At 44.6% G+C, this 14,408-nt stretch carries 21 protein-coding genes; all 21 read left to right on the top strand.

What is annotated here, in order from left to right; all coding sequences use genetic code 11:
* The first annotated feature begins 91 nt into the window (after nucleotides 1–91).
* The 21 genes from fusA to rplF all read left to right on the top strand — a co-directional run bounded on the left by fusA (nucleotide 92) and on the right by rplF (nucleotide 14,407).
* Nucleotides 92–2,179 (top strand): elongation factor G, encoded by a 2,088-nt coding sequence (gene fusA / locus KZE55_RS07780; protein ID WP_047767441.1) that lies wholly within the window; start codon nucleotides 92–94, stop codon nucleotides 2,177–2,179.
* 217 nt (nucleotides 2,180–2,396) lie between these two features.
* Nucleotides 2,397–3,722, top strand: a complete 1,326-nt coding sequence (locus KZE55_RS07775; RefSeq protein WP_222258027.1) for a uracil-xanthine permease family protein — start codon at nucleotides 2,397–2,399, stop codon at nucleotides 3,720–3,722.
* A gap of 339 nt (nucleotides 3,723–4,061) precedes the next feature.
* Entirely contained in the window at nucleotides 4,062–5,555 is a 1,494-nt protein-coding gene (locus KZE55_RS07770; protein WP_222258026.1) for a peptide MFS transporter, read from the top strand.
* Between the two features lie 18 nt (nucleotides 5,556–5,573).
* Complete coding sequence (locus tag KZE55_RS07765) at nucleotides 5,574–6,278, top strand: serine hydrolase (RefSeq protein ID WP_222258025.1); 705 nt, start codon at nucleotides 5,574–5,576, stop codon at nucleotides 6,276–6,278.
* 457 nt (nucleotides 6,279–6,735) lie between these two features.
* Nucleotides 6,736–7,044, top strand: a complete 309-nt coding sequence (rpsJ, locus tag KZE55_RS07760) for a 30S ribosomal protein S10 (RefSeq protein WP_047767337.1) — start codon at nucleotides 6,736–6,738, stop codon at nucleotides 7,042–7,044.
* A 55-nt stretch (nucleotides 7,045–7,099) separates the two neighbouring features.
* The gene (gene rplC, locus KZE55_RS07755; RefSeq protein ID WP_047767338.1) at nucleotides 7,100–7,762 is read left to right on the top strand and encodes a 50S ribosomal protein L3; all 663 of its coding nucleotides are present in this window, start codon (nucleotides 7,100–7,102) and stop codon (nucleotides 7,760–7,762) included.
* A gap of 21 nt (nucleotides 7,763–7,783) precedes the next feature.
* Entirely contained in the window at nucleotides 7,784–8,407 is a 624-nt protein-coding gene (gene rplD, locus KZE55_RS07750; protein ID WP_222258024.1) for a 50S ribosomal protein L4, read from the top strand.
* Nucleotides 8,407–8,703 carry a 50S ribosomal protein L23 gene (gene rplW, locus KZE55_RS07745; protein WP_047767343.1) on the top strand — a complete coding sequence of 99 codons (297 nt, stop codon included), beginning with the start codon at nucleotides 8,407–8,409 and terminating at the stop codon, nucleotides 8,701–8,703. Before rplD ends, rplW begins: the two co-directional genes overlap by 1 nt.
* A 25-nt stretch (nucleotides 8,704–8,728) precedes the next feature.
* Nucleotides 8,729–9,574 carry a 50S ribosomal protein L2 gene (gene rplB, locus KZE55_RS07740; RefSeq protein ID WP_047767344.1) on the top strand — a complete coding sequence of 282 codons (846 nt, stop codon included), beginning with the start codon at nucleotides 8,729–8,731 and terminating at the stop codon, nucleotides 9,572–9,574.
* A gap of 36 nt (nucleotides 9,575–9,610) precedes the next feature.
* The gene (gene rpsS, locus KZE55_RS07735; RefSeq protein ID WP_222258023.1) at nucleotides 9,611–9,898 is read left to right on the top strand and encodes a 30S ribosomal protein S19; all 288 of its coding nucleotides are present in this window, start codon (nucleotides 9,611–9,613) and stop codon (nucleotides 9,896–9,898) included.
* Nucleotides 9,899–9,915: 17 nt separating this feature from the next.
* On the top strand, nucleotides 9,916–10,263 hold the full coding sequence (gene rplV / locus KZE55_RS07730; RefSeq protein WP_222258022.1) for a 50S ribosomal protein L22: 348 nt from the start codon (nucleotides 9,916–9,918) through the stop codon (nucleotides 10,261–10,263).
* Nucleotides 10,264–10,275: 12 nt separating this feature from the next.
* The gene (gene rpsC, locus KZE55_RS07725) at nucleotides 10,276–10,941 is read left to right on the top strand and encodes a 30S ribosomal protein S3 (protein ID WP_047767348.1); all 666 of its coding nucleotides are present in this window, start codon (nucleotides 10,276–10,278) and stop codon (nucleotides 10,939–10,941) included.
* A 3-nt stretch (nucleotides 10,942–10,944) separates the two neighbouring features.
* Nucleotides 10,945–11,379, top strand: coding sequence for a 50S ribosomal protein L16 (gene rplP / locus KZE55_RS07720; protein ID WP_047767349.1), 435 nt, complete (start codon nucleotides 10,945–10,947; stop codon nucleotides 11,377–11,379).
* Entirely contained in the window at nucleotides 11,369–11,575 is a 207-nt protein-coding gene (gene rpmC, locus KZE55_RS07715) for a 50S ribosomal protein L29 (RefSeq protein ID WP_003664552.1), read from the top strand. Before rplP ends, rpmC begins: the two co-directional genes overlap by 11 nt.
* 24 nt (nucleotides 11,576–11,599) lie before the next feature.
* A complete protein-coding gene (rpsQ, locus tag KZE55_RS07710) occupies nucleotides 11,600–11,866 on the top strand; it encodes a 30S ribosomal protein S17 (RefSeq protein WP_003716661.1) in 267 nt (88 codons plus the stop codon).
* A 64-nt stretch (nucleotides 11,867–11,930) separates the two neighbouring features.
* On the top strand, nucleotides 11,931–12,299 hold the full coding sequence (gene rplN, locus KZE55_RS07705; RefSeq protein ID WP_003714461.1) for a 50S ribosomal protein L14: 369 nt from the start codon (nucleotides 11,931–11,933) through the stop codon (nucleotides 12,297–12,299).
* A 34-nt stretch (nucleotides 12,300–12,333) separates the two neighbouring features.
* Complete coding sequence (rplX, locus tag KZE55_RS07700; protein ID WP_222258021.1) at nucleotides 12,334–12,642, top strand: 50S ribosomal protein L24; 309 nt, start codon at nucleotides 12,334–12,336, stop codon at nucleotides 12,640–12,642.
* Nucleotides 12,643–12,667: 25 nt separating this feature from the next.
* Entirely contained in the window at nucleotides 12,668–13,210 is a 543-nt protein-coding gene (rplE, locus tag KZE55_RS07695) for a 50S ribosomal protein L5 (RefSeq protein WP_222258020.1), read from the top strand.
* A 15-nt stretch (nucleotides 13,211–13,225) separates the two neighbouring features.
* Nucleotides 13,226–13,411 carry a type Z 30S ribosomal protein S14 gene (locus KZE55_RS07690; protein WP_003664547.1) on the top strand — a complete coding sequence of 62 codons (186 nt, stop codon included), beginning with the start codon at nucleotides 13,226–13,228 and terminating at the stop codon, nucleotides 13,409–13,411.
* Nucleotides 13,412–13,442: 31 nt separating this feature from the next.
* The gene (rpsH, locus tag KZE55_RS07685; protein WP_222258019.1) at nucleotides 13,443–13,841 is read left to right on the top strand and encodes a 30S ribosomal protein S8; all 399 of its coding nucleotides are present in this window, start codon (nucleotides 13,443–13,445) and stop codon (nucleotides 13,839–13,841) included.
* 29 nt (nucleotides 13,842–13,870) lie between these two features.
* Nucleotides 13,871–14,407, top strand: coding sequence for a 50S ribosomal protein L6 (gene rplF, locus KZE55_RS07680; RefSeq protein ID WP_222258018.1), 537 nt, complete (start codon nucleotides 13,871–13,873; stop codon nucleotides 14,405–14,407).
* Nucleotide 14,408 lies beyond the last annotated feature (1 nt).

Here is a 14,408-nt window from a genome sequence, read left to right as displayed (position 1 = left end):
GACGTAGTTGATTAATAACCGTCATCCCTTTTTCTAAAAATGACGAAATTATTCATAATAACCATATTTTGGAAGGAGATACATTCTTAAGATGGCTAATAAACGTGAATACCCACTCGCTAAGACTCGTAACATTGGTATCATGGCCCACATCGATGCCGGTAAGACGACTGCTACTGAGCGGATTCTTTACTACACTGGTAAGATTCACAAGATTGGTGAAACTCACGATGGTGCTTCACAAATGGACTGGATGGATGAAGAAAAGGAACGTGGTATCACTATCACTTCCGCTGCCACCACGGCCGTTTGGAAGGATCACCGGATTAACATTATTGATACCCCAGGACACGTGGACTTCACTGTCGAAGTTGAACGTGCATTGCGGGTGCTTGATGGTGCCGTAACGGTTCTTGATGCCCAAGCCGGTGTTGAACCACAGACTGAAACTGTTTGGCGTCAAGCTGACCAATTCAACGTTCCCCGGATTGTTTTTGCTAACAAGATGGACAAGGTGGGTGCTAACTTTGACTACTCCGTTCAAACGATCAAGGACCGTCTGAACGTTACCCCACTGCCAATCCAAATGCCAATTGGTGCCGAAGACTCCTTCGTTGGGGTAATTGACCTGGTTAAGATGGTTGCTTACGTTTACGATGAAGATAAACTTGGTACTCACTGGGATACTGATGATATTCCGGATGACATGAAGGATGAAGCTCAAAAGCGTCACGAAGCCATGATTGAAACCCTGGCCGACATTGACGACAACATCATGGAAAAGTACCTTGAAGGTGAAGATATTTCCGTTGATGAAATCAAGGCTGCTATCCGTAAGGGGACTCTGGAAGAAAAGCTCTTCCCTGTACTGGCTGGTTCAGCTTACAAGGATAAGGGTATCCAGATGATGCTTGATGCCGTTATCGACTACCTGCCATCACCACTGGATGTTAAGCCCTTCGTTGCTCACGATGCTGATGGTAATGAAGTTGAATTAACTGCTGGTGACGACAAGCCATTCGCTGCTTTGGCATTTAAGATTGCTACCGACCCATTCGTTGGTCGTCTAACTTTCTTACGGGTTTACACTGGTTCTCTGCAATCTGGTTCCTACGTTCTGAACGCTACGAAGGACAAGCGTGAGCGGATTGGTCGTTTGCTGCAAATGCACTCTAACCAACAACACGAAATCCCAGAAGTATTCTCTGGTGATATTGCTGCTGCTATCGGTCTGAAGAACACCACTACCGGTGACTCTTTGACCGATTCTGACCACCCACTGCAACTTGAATCCATGGACTTCCCTGACCCAGTTATCCAAGTTTCTGTTGAACCTAAGTCCAAGGCTGACCAAGATAAGATGGACAAGGGTCTGCAAAAGCTGGCTGAAGAAGACCCAACGTTCAAGGCTGAAACTAACCCTGAAACTGGTGAAACTCTGATTGCCGGAATGGGTGAACTTCACCTAGACATCATTGTTGAACGTCTGCGTCGTGAATTCCACGCTGAAGTTAAGGTTGGTAAGCCACAAGTATCCTACCGTGAAGCATTTACTAAGCAAGCAAGTGCCCAAGGTAAGTTCGTTCGTCAATCTGGTGGTAAAGGTCAATACGGTGATGTATGGATCGAATTCACACCACTTGAAGAAGGTAAGGGCTTCGAATTCGAAGATGCCATTGTCGGTGGGGTTGTTCCGCGTGAATTTATCCCTGCTGTTGAACAAGGATTGAAGGAAGCTATGCAAAACGGTGTTCTTGCGGGCTACCCACTTGTTGACATGCACGCTAAGCTCTACGATGGTAGTTACCACGAAGTCGACTCTAGTGAAGCGGCCTTCAAGGTTGCCGCATCCCTCGCTTTGAAGAATGCTGCTAAGAAGGCGGACCCAGTCATCCTTGAACCAATCATGAAGGTTGATATCGTTGTCCCAGAAGACAACATGGGTGATGTTATGGGTCAAGTTACTGCTCGTCGTGGGACGATCGATGGGATGGAAGAACGTGGTAACGCTCAACTGATTCACTCATTTGTTCCACTGTCTGAAATGTTTGGTTACGCTACCGCCCTGCGTTCTGCTACGCAAGGTCGTGGTACCTTCACGATGACTTTCGATCACTACTCAGCTGTTCCTAAGTCTATCCAAGAAGACATCATCAAGAAGAATGGTAACAACAACTAATTTTTAATGAATTGCCAAAAGGATAGTAATTGCTGATGCTTTTGGTAGATAAAGGGGACTCAGTATCCGTTTTGTCCGGATACTGAGTCTCCTTTTTTGTTTGGGTTTCCTAATGCGTCCTAAGTTAAACGTTTTAACGAACTTTTTAATTCTTTACATGCAATATAGTTCGTGTTATCCTATGAAATATATTAAAGTAATGAGGAGTAATTAGGAAATGGAAGAAAAAGCACAACTAATGTTTGGCCCAGATGATAAAATCTCACTTACCGAGGCGACCCTGTTGGGTTTGCAACATGTATTAGCAATGGATGTGTATGTGCCACCGATTATTTTGGCGGGGATGCTCTCCATGGGCGCGGCCGACTCAACCGGTCTCCTGCAAGCAACTTTCTTAGCTGCGGGAATTGGGACCATCCTACAAACGGGAATTTTTATGAAGATGCCGGTTTCCCAAGGTCCCTCTTTCGTTCCCCTGAGTGCTGCGGCGGGTGTTGTCCTTGCTAGTGGTGGGTTAAAAGGAAGCGGGATGGCAACTTTGTTAGGCTCATTAGTTATTGGTGCCTTCCTGCTGATTATTCTTGGCTTGAGTGGTGTTTTTCAAAAGATCATTAACTATCTTGTGCCAGCAGTAGTGGGTGGAACAATTATTACCTGTGTTGGCCTCTCGCTAATTCCGTCGGCCCTCAATGATAACATCTTTGAGGCCCAGGGAAATGTTTACCAGAACATGGAACTAGCAACGGTAACCGCGGTAACCTTATTAATTTGCGTTGGAATTAGTATTCGCTTTCCCCGCGTGCAAAAGCTGTTCAAGGCCGGCTCAATCGTCATTGCCTTGTTGGTCGGAACGGCAATGAGTGCTAGCATGGGACGCTTTGATTGGCATTCCGTTGCCGTATCCCCGTGGTTTAGCTTACCTCAACGAACAATGTTACACTGGGGAATCCATTTCAATATGACCGCGATTTTCACCTTCATTATTATCTACGCCATCCTGACCACGGAAACCACGGGAACATGGTTTGCAATGGGCGCGGTAACGAACCACAAAATTACTAAGAGACAGTGGAATCACGGGATTGTCGGCGAAGGGCTTAGTTGCTTGATTGCGGCTTTTAGTGGGACCACGCCAGTTACTGGCTACTCAACAAATGCGGGGATTATCTCAATTACTGGGGTTGCCAGTAAACGGGCTTTCATTTCTGCCGGGTGCTGGTTTATTGTACTGGGCTTCTTTACAAAATTATCCGCATTTTTGGCGGCAATTCCGGCACCGGTGATTGGTGGTGTCTTTGCAATTATCACGGTTACCATCATGTTAAACGGGTTAAACGTTATCCGGAATTTGCAGACTGGTGAAAGTGATATTTATGTTATTGGTCTGCCAATTATCCTAACAATTGCGCTGGTCTTGCTACCGAAACATGTTCTTAATGCATCTCCCCAGATGCTTCAGTACTTACTCGGTTCACCAATTGCTATTGCGGCAATTACCGCCATTATCCTAAACATTTTGATGCCACGTCGGCAGCATTTATAATCCTACCAAGAACTAACTAAGCAGATCACTATAAATGATTTCGCCAAGGGACGGGGAAACTTCGCTTTTTCCCGGTCCTTTTTACTTTTAAAATATTTGATGGAAGTTAACTAATCATGAATAAATAGTGATTATCTTAAACCGCCACTTAACACTTCCATTAATATTGTTAAGAAGGAGAGCAGATAAATTGCGGTTTTTGTTGCACTGTAAAACAAGAATCGTCAAACGAAATTGACTTTAATAACTTTGAAATTTTATAATAAAAACATTACAAAAATATTATTTGCTTTTAATCCTGCTAATAATGTTCAAGATTTCCTGGAGGTGTCGTAGTAAATGGGAAGACAAAGAAACATTGACACCGCATTTTTTGGACAGCCTCGTGGATTATCGACCCTGTTCTTTACTGAAATGTGGGAACGGTTTAGTTACTATGGAATGCGGGCAATCCTGATATTTTATATGTACTATGCTGTCACAAAGGGTGGTTTAGGCTTTAACCAGGTAACCGCTGCCTCAATCATGTCGATTTACGGCTCGCTGGTTTATTTGTCCAGCGTAATTGGCGGTTGGCTTTCGGACCATATTTGGGGATCCCGGCGAACAGTCTTTTATGGTGGTGTTTTGATCATGTTTGGTCACATTGCCCTTTCGCTCCCCTTTGGTCGGTGGGGATTGTTTGCCTCAATTGCATTGATTGTTATGGGGACCGGCTTACTGAAGCCCAACGTTTCTGAAATGGTCGGTAGTCTTTACAGTGATGAAGATAGCCGGCGGGCATCCGGATTCTCCTTATATCTTTTTGGAATCAACTTGGGAGCTGCCGTGGCACCATGGGCAGTACCGTGGGCGGCGGATGGTTTTGGTCTAGGACTTTTTCATGGACAGATGAATTTCCATGCCGGCTTTTCTTTGGCAGCTGTTGGAATGTTCTTTGGGTTAGTCCAGTACCTAATTGACGGTCGTAAATACTTGCCGTCAGTAAGTCTTAAGCCTGAAGATCCACTGAAGGCGGGACAAGGTCGCCCGGTAATTAACAAGACGGTTTGTGGTGTTGTATTGCTAGCAATCATTCTTGGTGTTATGGGGTTAGCCGGTAAATTGACCATTGCAAACGTCATCATGTTGATTACGATTGTTGCTATTTTACTGCCAATTTACTACTTTGTTTTGATGCTCCATTCCAAGAAAGTTACCAAGATTGAACGGGCTCGTGTGCGGGCTTATATTCCATTATTCTTTGCGGCGGTTATTTTCTGGATAATTGATGAATCTGGTTCAGTTGTCCTTGCGCTGTTTGCTGCTCAACGGACGGTTCTTCATATTGGGAGCTGGCATTTTGCCGCCGCCAATTTCCAGACGCTTAATCCATTATTCATGATGATCTTAACACCACTGTTTGCCGTTTTATGGGACCACCTCAAAAAACGGCCAAGTGCACCGGCAATGTTTGCCCTCGCCCTTGTCTTTGCTGGATTATCCTATGCCTTTATGGCCTTACCAGGATTAATTCATGGTACTACTGCCGGACGGGTATCACCATTCTGGCTGGTGGGTTCTTGGTTCATTGTTGAACTTGGCGAAGTTACTCTTTCGCCAGTTGGCCTATCGATTACCAGCTCATTAGCCCCACAAGCATTTAAGTCGCAGATGATGAGTATGTACTTCCTAGCTGACGCTGCTGGGCAAGCGGTTAACGCACAGATTGTTAAGTTCTACTCGTCAGCTACCGAGGTGCCTTACTTCCTGACAATTGGGACGACTAGCATTGCGTTTGGTATTTTGCTGTTCTTCTTTGTCAAGAAGATTCGTAGTTTGACCGAAGAGTAAGAAAAAGGGGTGAAGAAGTTGGATAAAGAAAAGCTGACGACCGCGTGGCAAAGGGTAATGGCTAAGTGCGGAAACCAGGCGGCAGTTGCTATTCAATTTGTAAATGACGATGAAGTCCTGGCAACCACTAATGCGCCGTCTTTTCGCTACGAAACGGCCAGCACTGTCAAAGTAGCTGTTCTAGCGCTCCTGTTAAAGGAAACGGGTGGCCAGCTTAACGCGACCCAGCGAGAGCTTACGGAACGAATGATTCGTTATAGTGATAATGATGCGACTACGACGATTCTGGAAAATTACTTGGGCGGGATGCTCTCACTCCAGTCCCTATACCAGGATTTGGGGATGGATAACACCACCGCTTCGTCATGGTGGGGGACCACATTAACCGTCCCAAGCGACCAATTGAAACTGTTACGGATGATCTACTGTAACTCACCTGCCAACTACTTGAGTGACTCATCACGGGCCTATATCAAGAAACTGATGGGAGAAGTTGCAATCAGCCAGCAGTGGGGAATTTCAACCGGAAAGAGTGAATACTATCTTAAAAACGGCTGGCGCCCCGCCAGTGACAATGGCAAATGGGAAGTTCACAGTATTGGTTATGTTCCAAATGGTCAAGAAAGCTATATAATTGCTATTTATACCCGTAATAATCGTAATTACGCTTCCGGAGTCAGTTTGGTCGAGGACCTTGCACGGGCAACTCAAAATAGTATCTAATGTTTAGGAAGCTGGGAAAAAAGCTTCAGAGCGCTCCGTATGGCTAGTATAGGACGATCGTTGGCACGTTACGGGCCGGCGATTGTCCGTAACTAGACACTAGGAGCGTGCTTTTTTTCCGCGATTACTATGTAATATTCTAGAAATACAAAAAGGGGGTGAGAAAAATTGTAGTTTTTTCTCACCCCCTTTTTAGGTTTAAAAAAGAAACCATTTTCTATTACAAAATAATTTCATTCAAAAATAATCGATTTAAACACTTGATATGACGGCGATTCTTTAGTATTATGGATAGGTGCTTGAGCGTTGGAGGTAGATTTGCCCTACCCCCATAGCGGTTTAAGCTGCGAAGCGATGATGCGGAAGGTTGCGACACACCCGGCCGCTTTGCCACAGGATGTGGCGGTAATTTCCGCGGAGCTAGTCAAATTTTAAATCTGACGAAGGAGGGAACATAATGGCAAAACAAAAGATTCGTATTCGGTTAAAGGCTTATGAACACCGTATCCTCGACCAATCTGCTGATAAGATCGTTGATACCGCTAAGCGGACAGGTGCTCAAATCTCAGGTCCAATCCCGTTACCAACTGAACGGACTCTCTACACTGTTATCCGTTCACCACACAAATTCAAGAAGTCGCGGGAACAATTTGAAATGCGGACTCACAAGCGTTTGATCGACATCATTGATCCAACACCAAAGACTGTTGACTCATTAATGAAGCTCGACCTGCCAAGTGGTGTTGACATCGAAATCAAATTGTAATTATTTTCTACTATATAAAAGAACAAACTAAAACATTGAAATTGGAGGTGTACTCATGGCCAAAGGAATCTTAGGTAAAAAGGTTGGAATGACTCAAGTCTTCACTGACAATGGTGAATTGGTTCCAGTTACTGTTATTGATGTAACACCAAACGTTGTTATGCAAATTAAGACTGTTGAAAACGATGGTTACAACGCTGTTCAACTTGGCTTTGATGACAAGCGTGAAATCTTGAGTAACAAGCCTGAACAAGGTCATGCAGCAAAAGCAAATACGACCCCTAAGCGCTTCATCGGTGAAATCCGTGACGCTGAATTAGGGGATGACATCAAGGTTGGAGACGAAGTTAAGGCTGATATCTTCAACGAAGGTGAAACTGTCGACGTTACGGGTACTACCAAGGGTCATGGTTACCAAGGTAACATCCACAAGGATAACCAATCACGTGGACCTATGGCTCACGGTTCTCGTTACCACCGTCGTCCAGGTTCATTGGGTGCCATCATTAACCGTGTATTCAAGGGTATGAAGCTCCCTGGCCGGATGGGTAACAAGACTGTTACTATGCAACACTTACGAGTTGTTAAGGTTGACTTAGATAACAATGTATTACTCATCAAGGGTAACGTTCCTGGTGCTAATAAGTCATACGTTACTATTAAGAACTCTGTGAAGGCTAACACTAAGAAGAGCCTGAGCAAGCAACACAACAAATAATAAGAAAGGAGGAAGTAAATAATGACTAGCGTTAATCTGTACAAGCAAGATGGTAGCCAAAACGGCACTATCGAATTGAATGCTGATGTTTTTGGTATCGAACCAAATCAAAATGCTGAATTTGATGCTATCTTGCGTCAACGTGCTTCCCTGCGTCAAGGTACTCACGCCGTAAAGAACCGCTCTGCTGTTAGCGGTGGTGGTAAGAAGCCATGGCGTCAAAAGGGAACTGGTCGTGCTCGTCAAGGTTCTATCCGGGCACCACAATTCCGTGGCGGTGGGATCGTCCTCGGACCTACCCCTCGTTCTTACAAGTACAACCTTCCTCGTAAGGTTCGTCAACTTGCTATCAAGTCAGCACTTTCCCAAAAGGTCCTGGACAACGCATTAGTTGTTGTTGATGCATTGAACTTTGATGCTCCAAAGACCAAGGAATTTGCTGGTGTAATGAACAACTTGAAGGTTGCTGAAAAGGCACTGGTTGTCGTAACTGACGATGACAAGAACGCTGCTTTATCTGCACGCAACCTTGCTAACGCAACTGTTGTTACTCCTGCTGGTGTTAACATCTTAAACGTTGCTGACGCACAAAAGATTGTTATTACTAAGTCAGCTCTTTCTCAAGTAGAGGAGGTGCTCGCATAATGGAAGCACGCGATATTATTTTACGTCCTGTAGTTACTGAAGCTTCAATGGCTGGCATGGACAACAAGCGTTACACTTTTGATGTTGATTTACGAGCAACCAAGACACAAGTCAAAAATGCCGTTGAAGAAGTTTTCGGCGTTAAGGTTGTTAAGGTAAACATCATGAACGTTAAGGGTAAGAAGAAACGTCAAGGCCGTTACGTCGGCTACACTAAGCGTCGTCGCAAGGCAATCGTTACTCTTTCTGCCGATTCAAATGAAATTAAACTGTTTAACGATGACAGTGAAAAATAATCATTAAAAAAAGGAGGAAAACATAGTGGGAATTCGTAAGTACAAACCTACCACTAACGGTCGCCGGAACATGAACGGTTATGACTTCGCTGATATTACGAAGAACACACCGGAAAAGTCATTATTGGCTCCATTAAAGCACACAGCCGGCCGGAACAGTTATGGTCACATTACTGTTCGTCACCGTGGTGGTGGTGTTAAGCGTCAATACCGGATCATTGACTTCAAGCGGATCAAGGATGATGTTCCTGCAACCGTTAAGGCTATCGAATATGATCCAAACCGGACTGCCAACATTGCTTTGCTTGGTTACGCTGATGGTACTAAGTCATACATCATCGCTCCAAAGGGCTTGAAGGTTGGCATGACTGTTCAATCTGGTCCAGATGCAGATATCAAAGTTGGTAACGCTCTTCCATTGAAGAATATTCCAGTTGGTACTATTATCCACAACATTGAATTAAAGCCAGGTAAGGGTGGTCAACTTGCTCGTTCAGCAGGTGCCTCTGCTCAATTACTTGGTAAGGATGAAAAGTACGTTCTGGTACGCCTTTCATCTGGTGAAGTACGGATGGTTCTGGCAACTTGCCGGGCAACCATCGGTACTGTTGGTAACGACGAACACGCCCTCTTAATCAAGGGTAAGGCTGGTCGGACCCGTTACGCTGGTCAGCGTCCACATGTTCGTGGTTCTGTAATGAACCCTAATGATCACCCACATGGTGGTGGTGAAGGTAAGCAACCAGTTGGTTTACCATCTCCTCTGTCTCCATGGGGTAAGAAGACTGTTGGTAAGAAGACCCGTTCACACAGGGCTCGTTCAAACAAGTTCATTGTTCGTGGTCGGAAGCGCGGTCCACATACTCGTTAATAATTTACGTCTAATACCCGAGAGGAGGTACACTAAATGGCTCGTAGTTTGAAGAAGGGACCTTTCGCTGATGCTTCATTACTGAAGAAGGTTAAGGCTCAAGAAGGTTCTGAAAAGAAGACAGTCATCAAGACCTGGTCACGTCGTTCAACCATTTTCCCAAGCTTCATTGGTTACACCTTTGCAGTTTACAATGGTCGGAAGCACGTACCAGTTTACGTACAAGAAGACATGGTAGGTCACAAGTTGGGTGAATTTGTCCCAACTCGTACTTTCCACGGTCACGCAACTGATGACAAGAAGACTGGTACTACTACTAAGTAAGGAGGGTGAATTAATAAATGGCTGAAAACATTACATCAGCTAAGGCAACCGCTAAAATGGTTCGCGTGCCTGCACGTAAGGTTCGTCTTGTTTTAGACGCAATTCGCGGCAAGAGCGTTGCTGAAGCATTTGCTATTCTGAAGTTCACCAACCGTGGTGCCGCTTCAGACGTTCAAAAAGTATTAAGTTCTGCTGTTGCAAACGCTGAAAACAACTTTGATTTAGATCGTGCTTCTTTGGTTGTAAGTGAAGCCTATGCAAACGAAGGACCAACCCTGAAGCGGTTCCGTCCACGTGCAAAGGGTTCTGCTTCGCCAATTAACAAGCGGACTAGTCACATTACAGTGGTTGTTACAGAACGATAGGAGGAATGAATAGTGGGTCAAAAGATCAATCCTAATGGTTTTCGTGTTGGAGTCATTCGTGATTGGACTGCAAAGTGGTACGCTGATAAGGACTTTGCTAACTACCTGAACGAAGACCTTCGGATCCGTAAGTACTTTGAAAAGCGACTTGCTGATGCCTCTGTATCAACCGTTGAAATTGAACGTGCCGCAAACCGCGTCAACGTTTCAATTCACACTGCCAAGCCAGGAATGGTAATTGGTAAAGGTGGTTCAGAAGTTGAAGCACTTCGTAAGGAATTAAACAAGTTAACTGGCAAGCGTGTTCACATCAATATTGTGGAAATCAAGAAGCCAGACTTGGATGCTCACCTTGTTGGTGAAAGCATTGCTCGTCAACTAGAAGCTCGTATTGCTTTCCGTCGTGCAATGCGTGGAGCTATGCAACGTGCAATGCGTGCTGGTGCAAAGGGTGTTAAGACCCAGGTTGCTGGTCGTTTGAATGGTGCTGACATGTCAAGGGTTGAATCATACTCTGATGGTACTGTTCCTTTGCACACTCTTCGTGCTGATATTGATTATTCTTGGGATGAAGCACATACTACTTACGGTGTTCTGGGTGTTAAGACTTGGATCTATCGTGGTGAAGTTCTTCCTGCCAAGAAGACCGCTAACGATGATGAAGAAGGAGGGAAGTAAAACATGCTAGTACCAAAGCGAGTAAAGCACCGTAAGGTTCAACGTGGCCACATGCGTGGTGAAGCTAAGGGTGGTAAGACTGTTGCCTTTGGTGATTTCGGTCTGCAAGCACTTGATTCTCACTGGATCAGTAACCGGCAAATCGAAGCTGCCCGTATCGCAATTACCCGTTACATGAAGCGTGGCGGGAAGGTTTGGATTAAGATCTTCCCTCAACTTTCTTACACCAGCAAAGGTGTTGGTGTCCGGATGGGTAATGGTAAGGGTGCTCCTGAAGGATGGGTTGCACCAGTTAAGCGCGGCAAGGTAATGTTCGAAGTAGGGGGCGTTTCTGAAGAAGTCGCTCGCGAAGCTTTACGTCTTGCCGGTCACAAGTTGCCAGTTCGCACTAAGATCGTACAACGTGAGGAAGTAGGTGGACAATCTAATGAAAAGTAAAGATTACGTACAAGAACTGAATGGATTAACCACTGACAAGCTACTTGACCGTGAAAAGGAATTGAAGGAACAATTGTTTAACTTACGTTTCCAATTAGCTACTGGTCAATTGGAAAACACTGCAAGTCTGAAGCAAGTACGTAAGGACATTGCACGGGTTAAGACAGTTCTTCGTCAACAAGAATTAAACAAATAAGAATACGAAAAGGAGGATTAGCGCATGAGTGAAGAACGTAATGCACGTAAGGTTTATCAAGGCCGCGTTGTTTCTGACAAGATGGACAAGACCATCACTGTTGTGATTGACACTTACAAGAGTGCCCCAATCTACGGCAAGCGTGTTAAGTACTCAAAGAAGTACTACGCCCACGATGAAAACAACGAAGCAAAGACCGGCGACACTGTACAAATCATGGAAACTCGGCCACTGTCAGCTAAGAAGCGTTTCCGTCTTGTAAAGATTGTCGAAAAGGCTGCTACCCTTTAATTAGCAGATAACTCTAAAATTCGTATTCTAATTCTTATTTGTAAATGGAAGGAGGACATTAACCGTGATTCAACAGGAAAGTCGGTTGAAGGTCGCTGATAACTCTGGTGCCCGTGAAATCCTTGTTATCAAGATCTTGGGTGGTTCCCGGGTTAAGACTGGTAATATTGGTGACATTATTGTTGCTACTGTAAAGCAGGCAACACCAGGTGGCGTTGTTAAGAAAGGTGACGTTGTTAAGGCGGTCGTAGTACGGACTAAGCATGGTCTGCACCGTAAGGACGGCTCTTACATTAAGTTTGATGAAAACGCCGCTGTTCTGATCAACAACGATAAGAGCCCTAAGGGTACCCGTATTTTTGGACCAATCGCTCGTGAACTTCGTGGCGATGACTTCATGAAGATCGTTTCTCTGGCTCCAGAAGTTCTGTAAGATTTAACCAAAAATAAGGAGGTGCACAATCAACATGTTCATTAAAACAGGTGACAAAGTTCGCGTTATCGCCGGTAAGGACAAGGGTAAGGAAGGTAACGTTAAGAAGATTTTCGCTGCCCAAAACCGTGTTATCGTTGAAGGCATTAACAAGGTAAAGAAACACCAAAAGCCAAGTAACGCTAATCCAAATGGTGGCGTTATCGATACGGAAGCTGCTATTAGTGCTTCAAACGTTATGCTGATTGATCCTTCTACCAACGAACCAACCCGTGTTGGTTTCAAGTTCGTTGATGGCAAGAAGGTTCGTTTTGCTAAGAAGTCTGGCAAGACTCTTGACTAATTGAGGAAAGGAGGAATAACTACCAATGGAAAACCGTTTAAAAGCTAAATACGAAAGCGAAATTCGTCCCGCTTTGATTGAAAAGTTTAACTACTCTTCAGTAATGCAAGCACCAAAGGTTGACAAGATTGTCTTGAACATGGGTGTTGGTGACGCTACCACTAATTCCAAGAACTTGGATGAAGCCGTTGAAGAACTTGGCCTGATCGCCGGTCAAAAGCCTCTAATTACTAAGGCTAAGAAGTCAATCGCCGGTTTCCGTCTTCGTGAAGGAATGCCAATTGGTGCTAAGGTAACCTTACGTGGTGAACGGATGTATGATTTCTTGGATAAGTTGATCAACGTGGCTCTGCCACGGGTTCGTGACTTCCACGGTGTAAGCAACAAGGCCTTCGATGGTCGTGGTAACTACACTCTCGGCATTCGTGAACAATTAATTTTCCCAGAAATTGATTACGATAAGGTTAACCGTGTCCGGGGCTTAGACGTAGTTATCGTTACTACTGCTGAAAGTGATGAAGAATCACATGAATTACTTGCCAAACTCGGCATGCCATTTGCTAAATAAAGGAGGTTCCACAAATTGGCTAAAAAATCAATGATTGCTAAGTGCAACCGTCCAGCTAAGTTCTCAAGTCGTGAATACACGCGTTGTGCACGTTGTGGACGTCCGCACTCAGTTTACCGTAAATTCCACCTATGCCGGATTTGCTTACGTGAACTTGCCCACAAGGGACAAATTCCTGGTTTAAAGAAGGCTAGCTGGTAAACAAATCACCGACAAAAGGAGGAAAACATCGATGTCTATGAGTGATCCAATTGCAGATTTCTTAACACGGATTCGTAATGCCAACATGGCGCAACACGAATCAGTTGAGGCTCCTGCATCAAAGATGAAGAAGGACATCGCCGAAATCTTGAAGAACGAAGGTTTCATTCGCGATGTTGAATATGTTGACGATAACAAGCAAGGCATCATCCGTGTGTTCTTGAAATACGGCAAAGATGGTCAACGGGTTATTTCCGGCTTAAAGCGTATTTCCAAGCCAGGGCTGCGGACCTATGTCAAGGCTGATGCTGTGCCAAAGGTTCTTAACGGATTAGGTATTGCGATTATCTCAACATCTGAAGGCGTTGTAACTGACAAGGTAGCTCGTGCCAAGAACATTGGTGGCGAAGTTATCGCTTACGTTTGGTAATAAATTATATATAGTTAGGAGGTGCACGCATGAGTCGTATTGGTTACAAGGAAATTGACTTACCAAAGGGCGTTGAAGTTTCCCAAGATGGTAACGTCGTAACTGTTAAGGGTCCAAAGGGTACTTTGTCTCGCGAAATCTCACCTTTGATTAAGATGACTGTCGCTGACAACGTTGTTAAGTTTGACCGTGATGAAGATACTAACAAGTTGAAGATGATTCACGGTACCACCCGGGCTAACATTAACAACATGGTTGAAGGTGTTGTTAATGGTTACAAGAAGGTTCTTAAGTTGGTCGGTGTTGGTTACCGTGCTCAATTTAAGGGTCAAAAGCTGATCCTGACTGTTGGTTACTCTAACCCAGTTGAGATTGACAAGCCTGATGATATTGATATCAAGGTTCCTGACAACACAACCATTGAACTAAGTTCTATCAATAAGGAACACCTTGGTGATTTTGCTGCCCAAGTTCGTTCCGTTCGTTCACCTGAACCATACAAGGGTAAGGGTATTCGTTATGAAAACGAACACATCATCCGTAAGGAAGGTAAGACTGGTAAGTAAT

The organism is Limosilactobacillus panis, assembly GCF_019797825.1.
In the GTDB taxonomy this organism is placed as follows: Bacteria; Bacillota; Bacilli; order Lactobacillales; family Lactobacillaceae; genus Limosilactobacillus; species Limosilactobacillus panis_A.
Note: the sequence above shows the minus strand (reverse complement) of the source record. Positions and strands in the feature narration are given on the sequence as shown.

Excerpts from the sequence above, each read along its gene's own strand:
- rpsH (WP_222258019.1), top strand. The coding sequence starts at position 13,443 with ATGTCTATGAGTGATCCAATTGCAGATTTCTTAACACGGATTCGTAAT.
- KZE55_RS07775 (WP_222258027.1), top strand. The coding sequence starts at position 2,397 with ATGGAAGAAAAAGCACAACTAATGTTTGGCCCAGATGATAAAATCTCA.
- rplD (WP_222258024.1), top strand. The coding sequence starts at position 7,784 with ATGACTAGCGTTAATCTGTACAAGCAAGATGGTAGCCAAAACGGCACT.
- rplX (WP_222258021.1), top strand. The coding sequence starts at position 12,334 with ATGTTCATTAAAACAGGTGACAAAGTTCGCGTTATCGCCGGTAAGGAC.
- rplP (WP_047767349.1), top strand. The coding sequence starts at position 10,945 with ATGCTAGTACCAAAGCGAGTAAAGCACCGTAAGGTTCAACGTGGCCAC.
- rplW (WP_047767343.1), top strand. The coding sequence starts at position 8,407 with ATGGAAGCACGCGATATTATTTTACGTCCTGTAGTTACTGAAGCTTCA.
- rplE (WP_222258020.1), top strand. The coding sequence starts at position 12,668 with ATGGAAAACCGTTTAAAAGCTAAATACGAAAGCGAAATTCGTCCCGCT.
- rplC (WP_047767338.1), top strand. The coding sequence starts at position 7,100 with ATGGCCAAAGGAATCTTAGGTAAAAAGGTTGGAATGACTCAAGTCTTC.
- KZE55_RS07770 (WP_222258026.1), top strand. The coding sequence starts at position 4,062 with ATGGGAAGACAAAGAAACATTGACACCGCATTTTTTGGACAGCCTCGT.
- rplV (WP_222258022.1), top strand. The coding sequence starts at position 9,916 with ATGGCTGAAAACATTACATCAGCTAAGGCAACCGCTAAAATGGTTCGC.
- rplF (WP_222258018.1), top strand. The coding sequence starts at position 13,871 with ATGAGTCGTATTGGTTACAAGGAAATTGACTTACCAAAGGGCGTTGAA.
- rpsS (WP_222258023.1), top strand. The coding sequence starts at position 9,611 with ATGGCTCGTAGTTTGAAGAAGGGACCTTTCGCTGATGCTTCATTACTG.
- fusA (WP_047767441.1), top strand. The coding sequence starts at position 92 with ATGGCTAATAAACGTGAATACCCACTCGCTAAGACTCGTAACATTGGT.
- rpmC (WP_003664552.1), top strand. The coding sequence starts at position 11,369 with ATGAAAAGTAAAGATTACGTACAAGAACTGAATGGATTAACCACTGAC.
- rpsJ (WP_047767337.1), top strand. The coding sequence starts at position 6,736 with ATGGCAAAACAAAAGATTCGTATTCGGTTAAAGGCTTATGAACACCGT.
- rpsQ (WP_003716661.1), top strand. The coding sequence starts at position 11,600 with ATGAGTGAAGAACGTAATGCACGTAAGGTTTATCAAGGCCGCGTTGTT.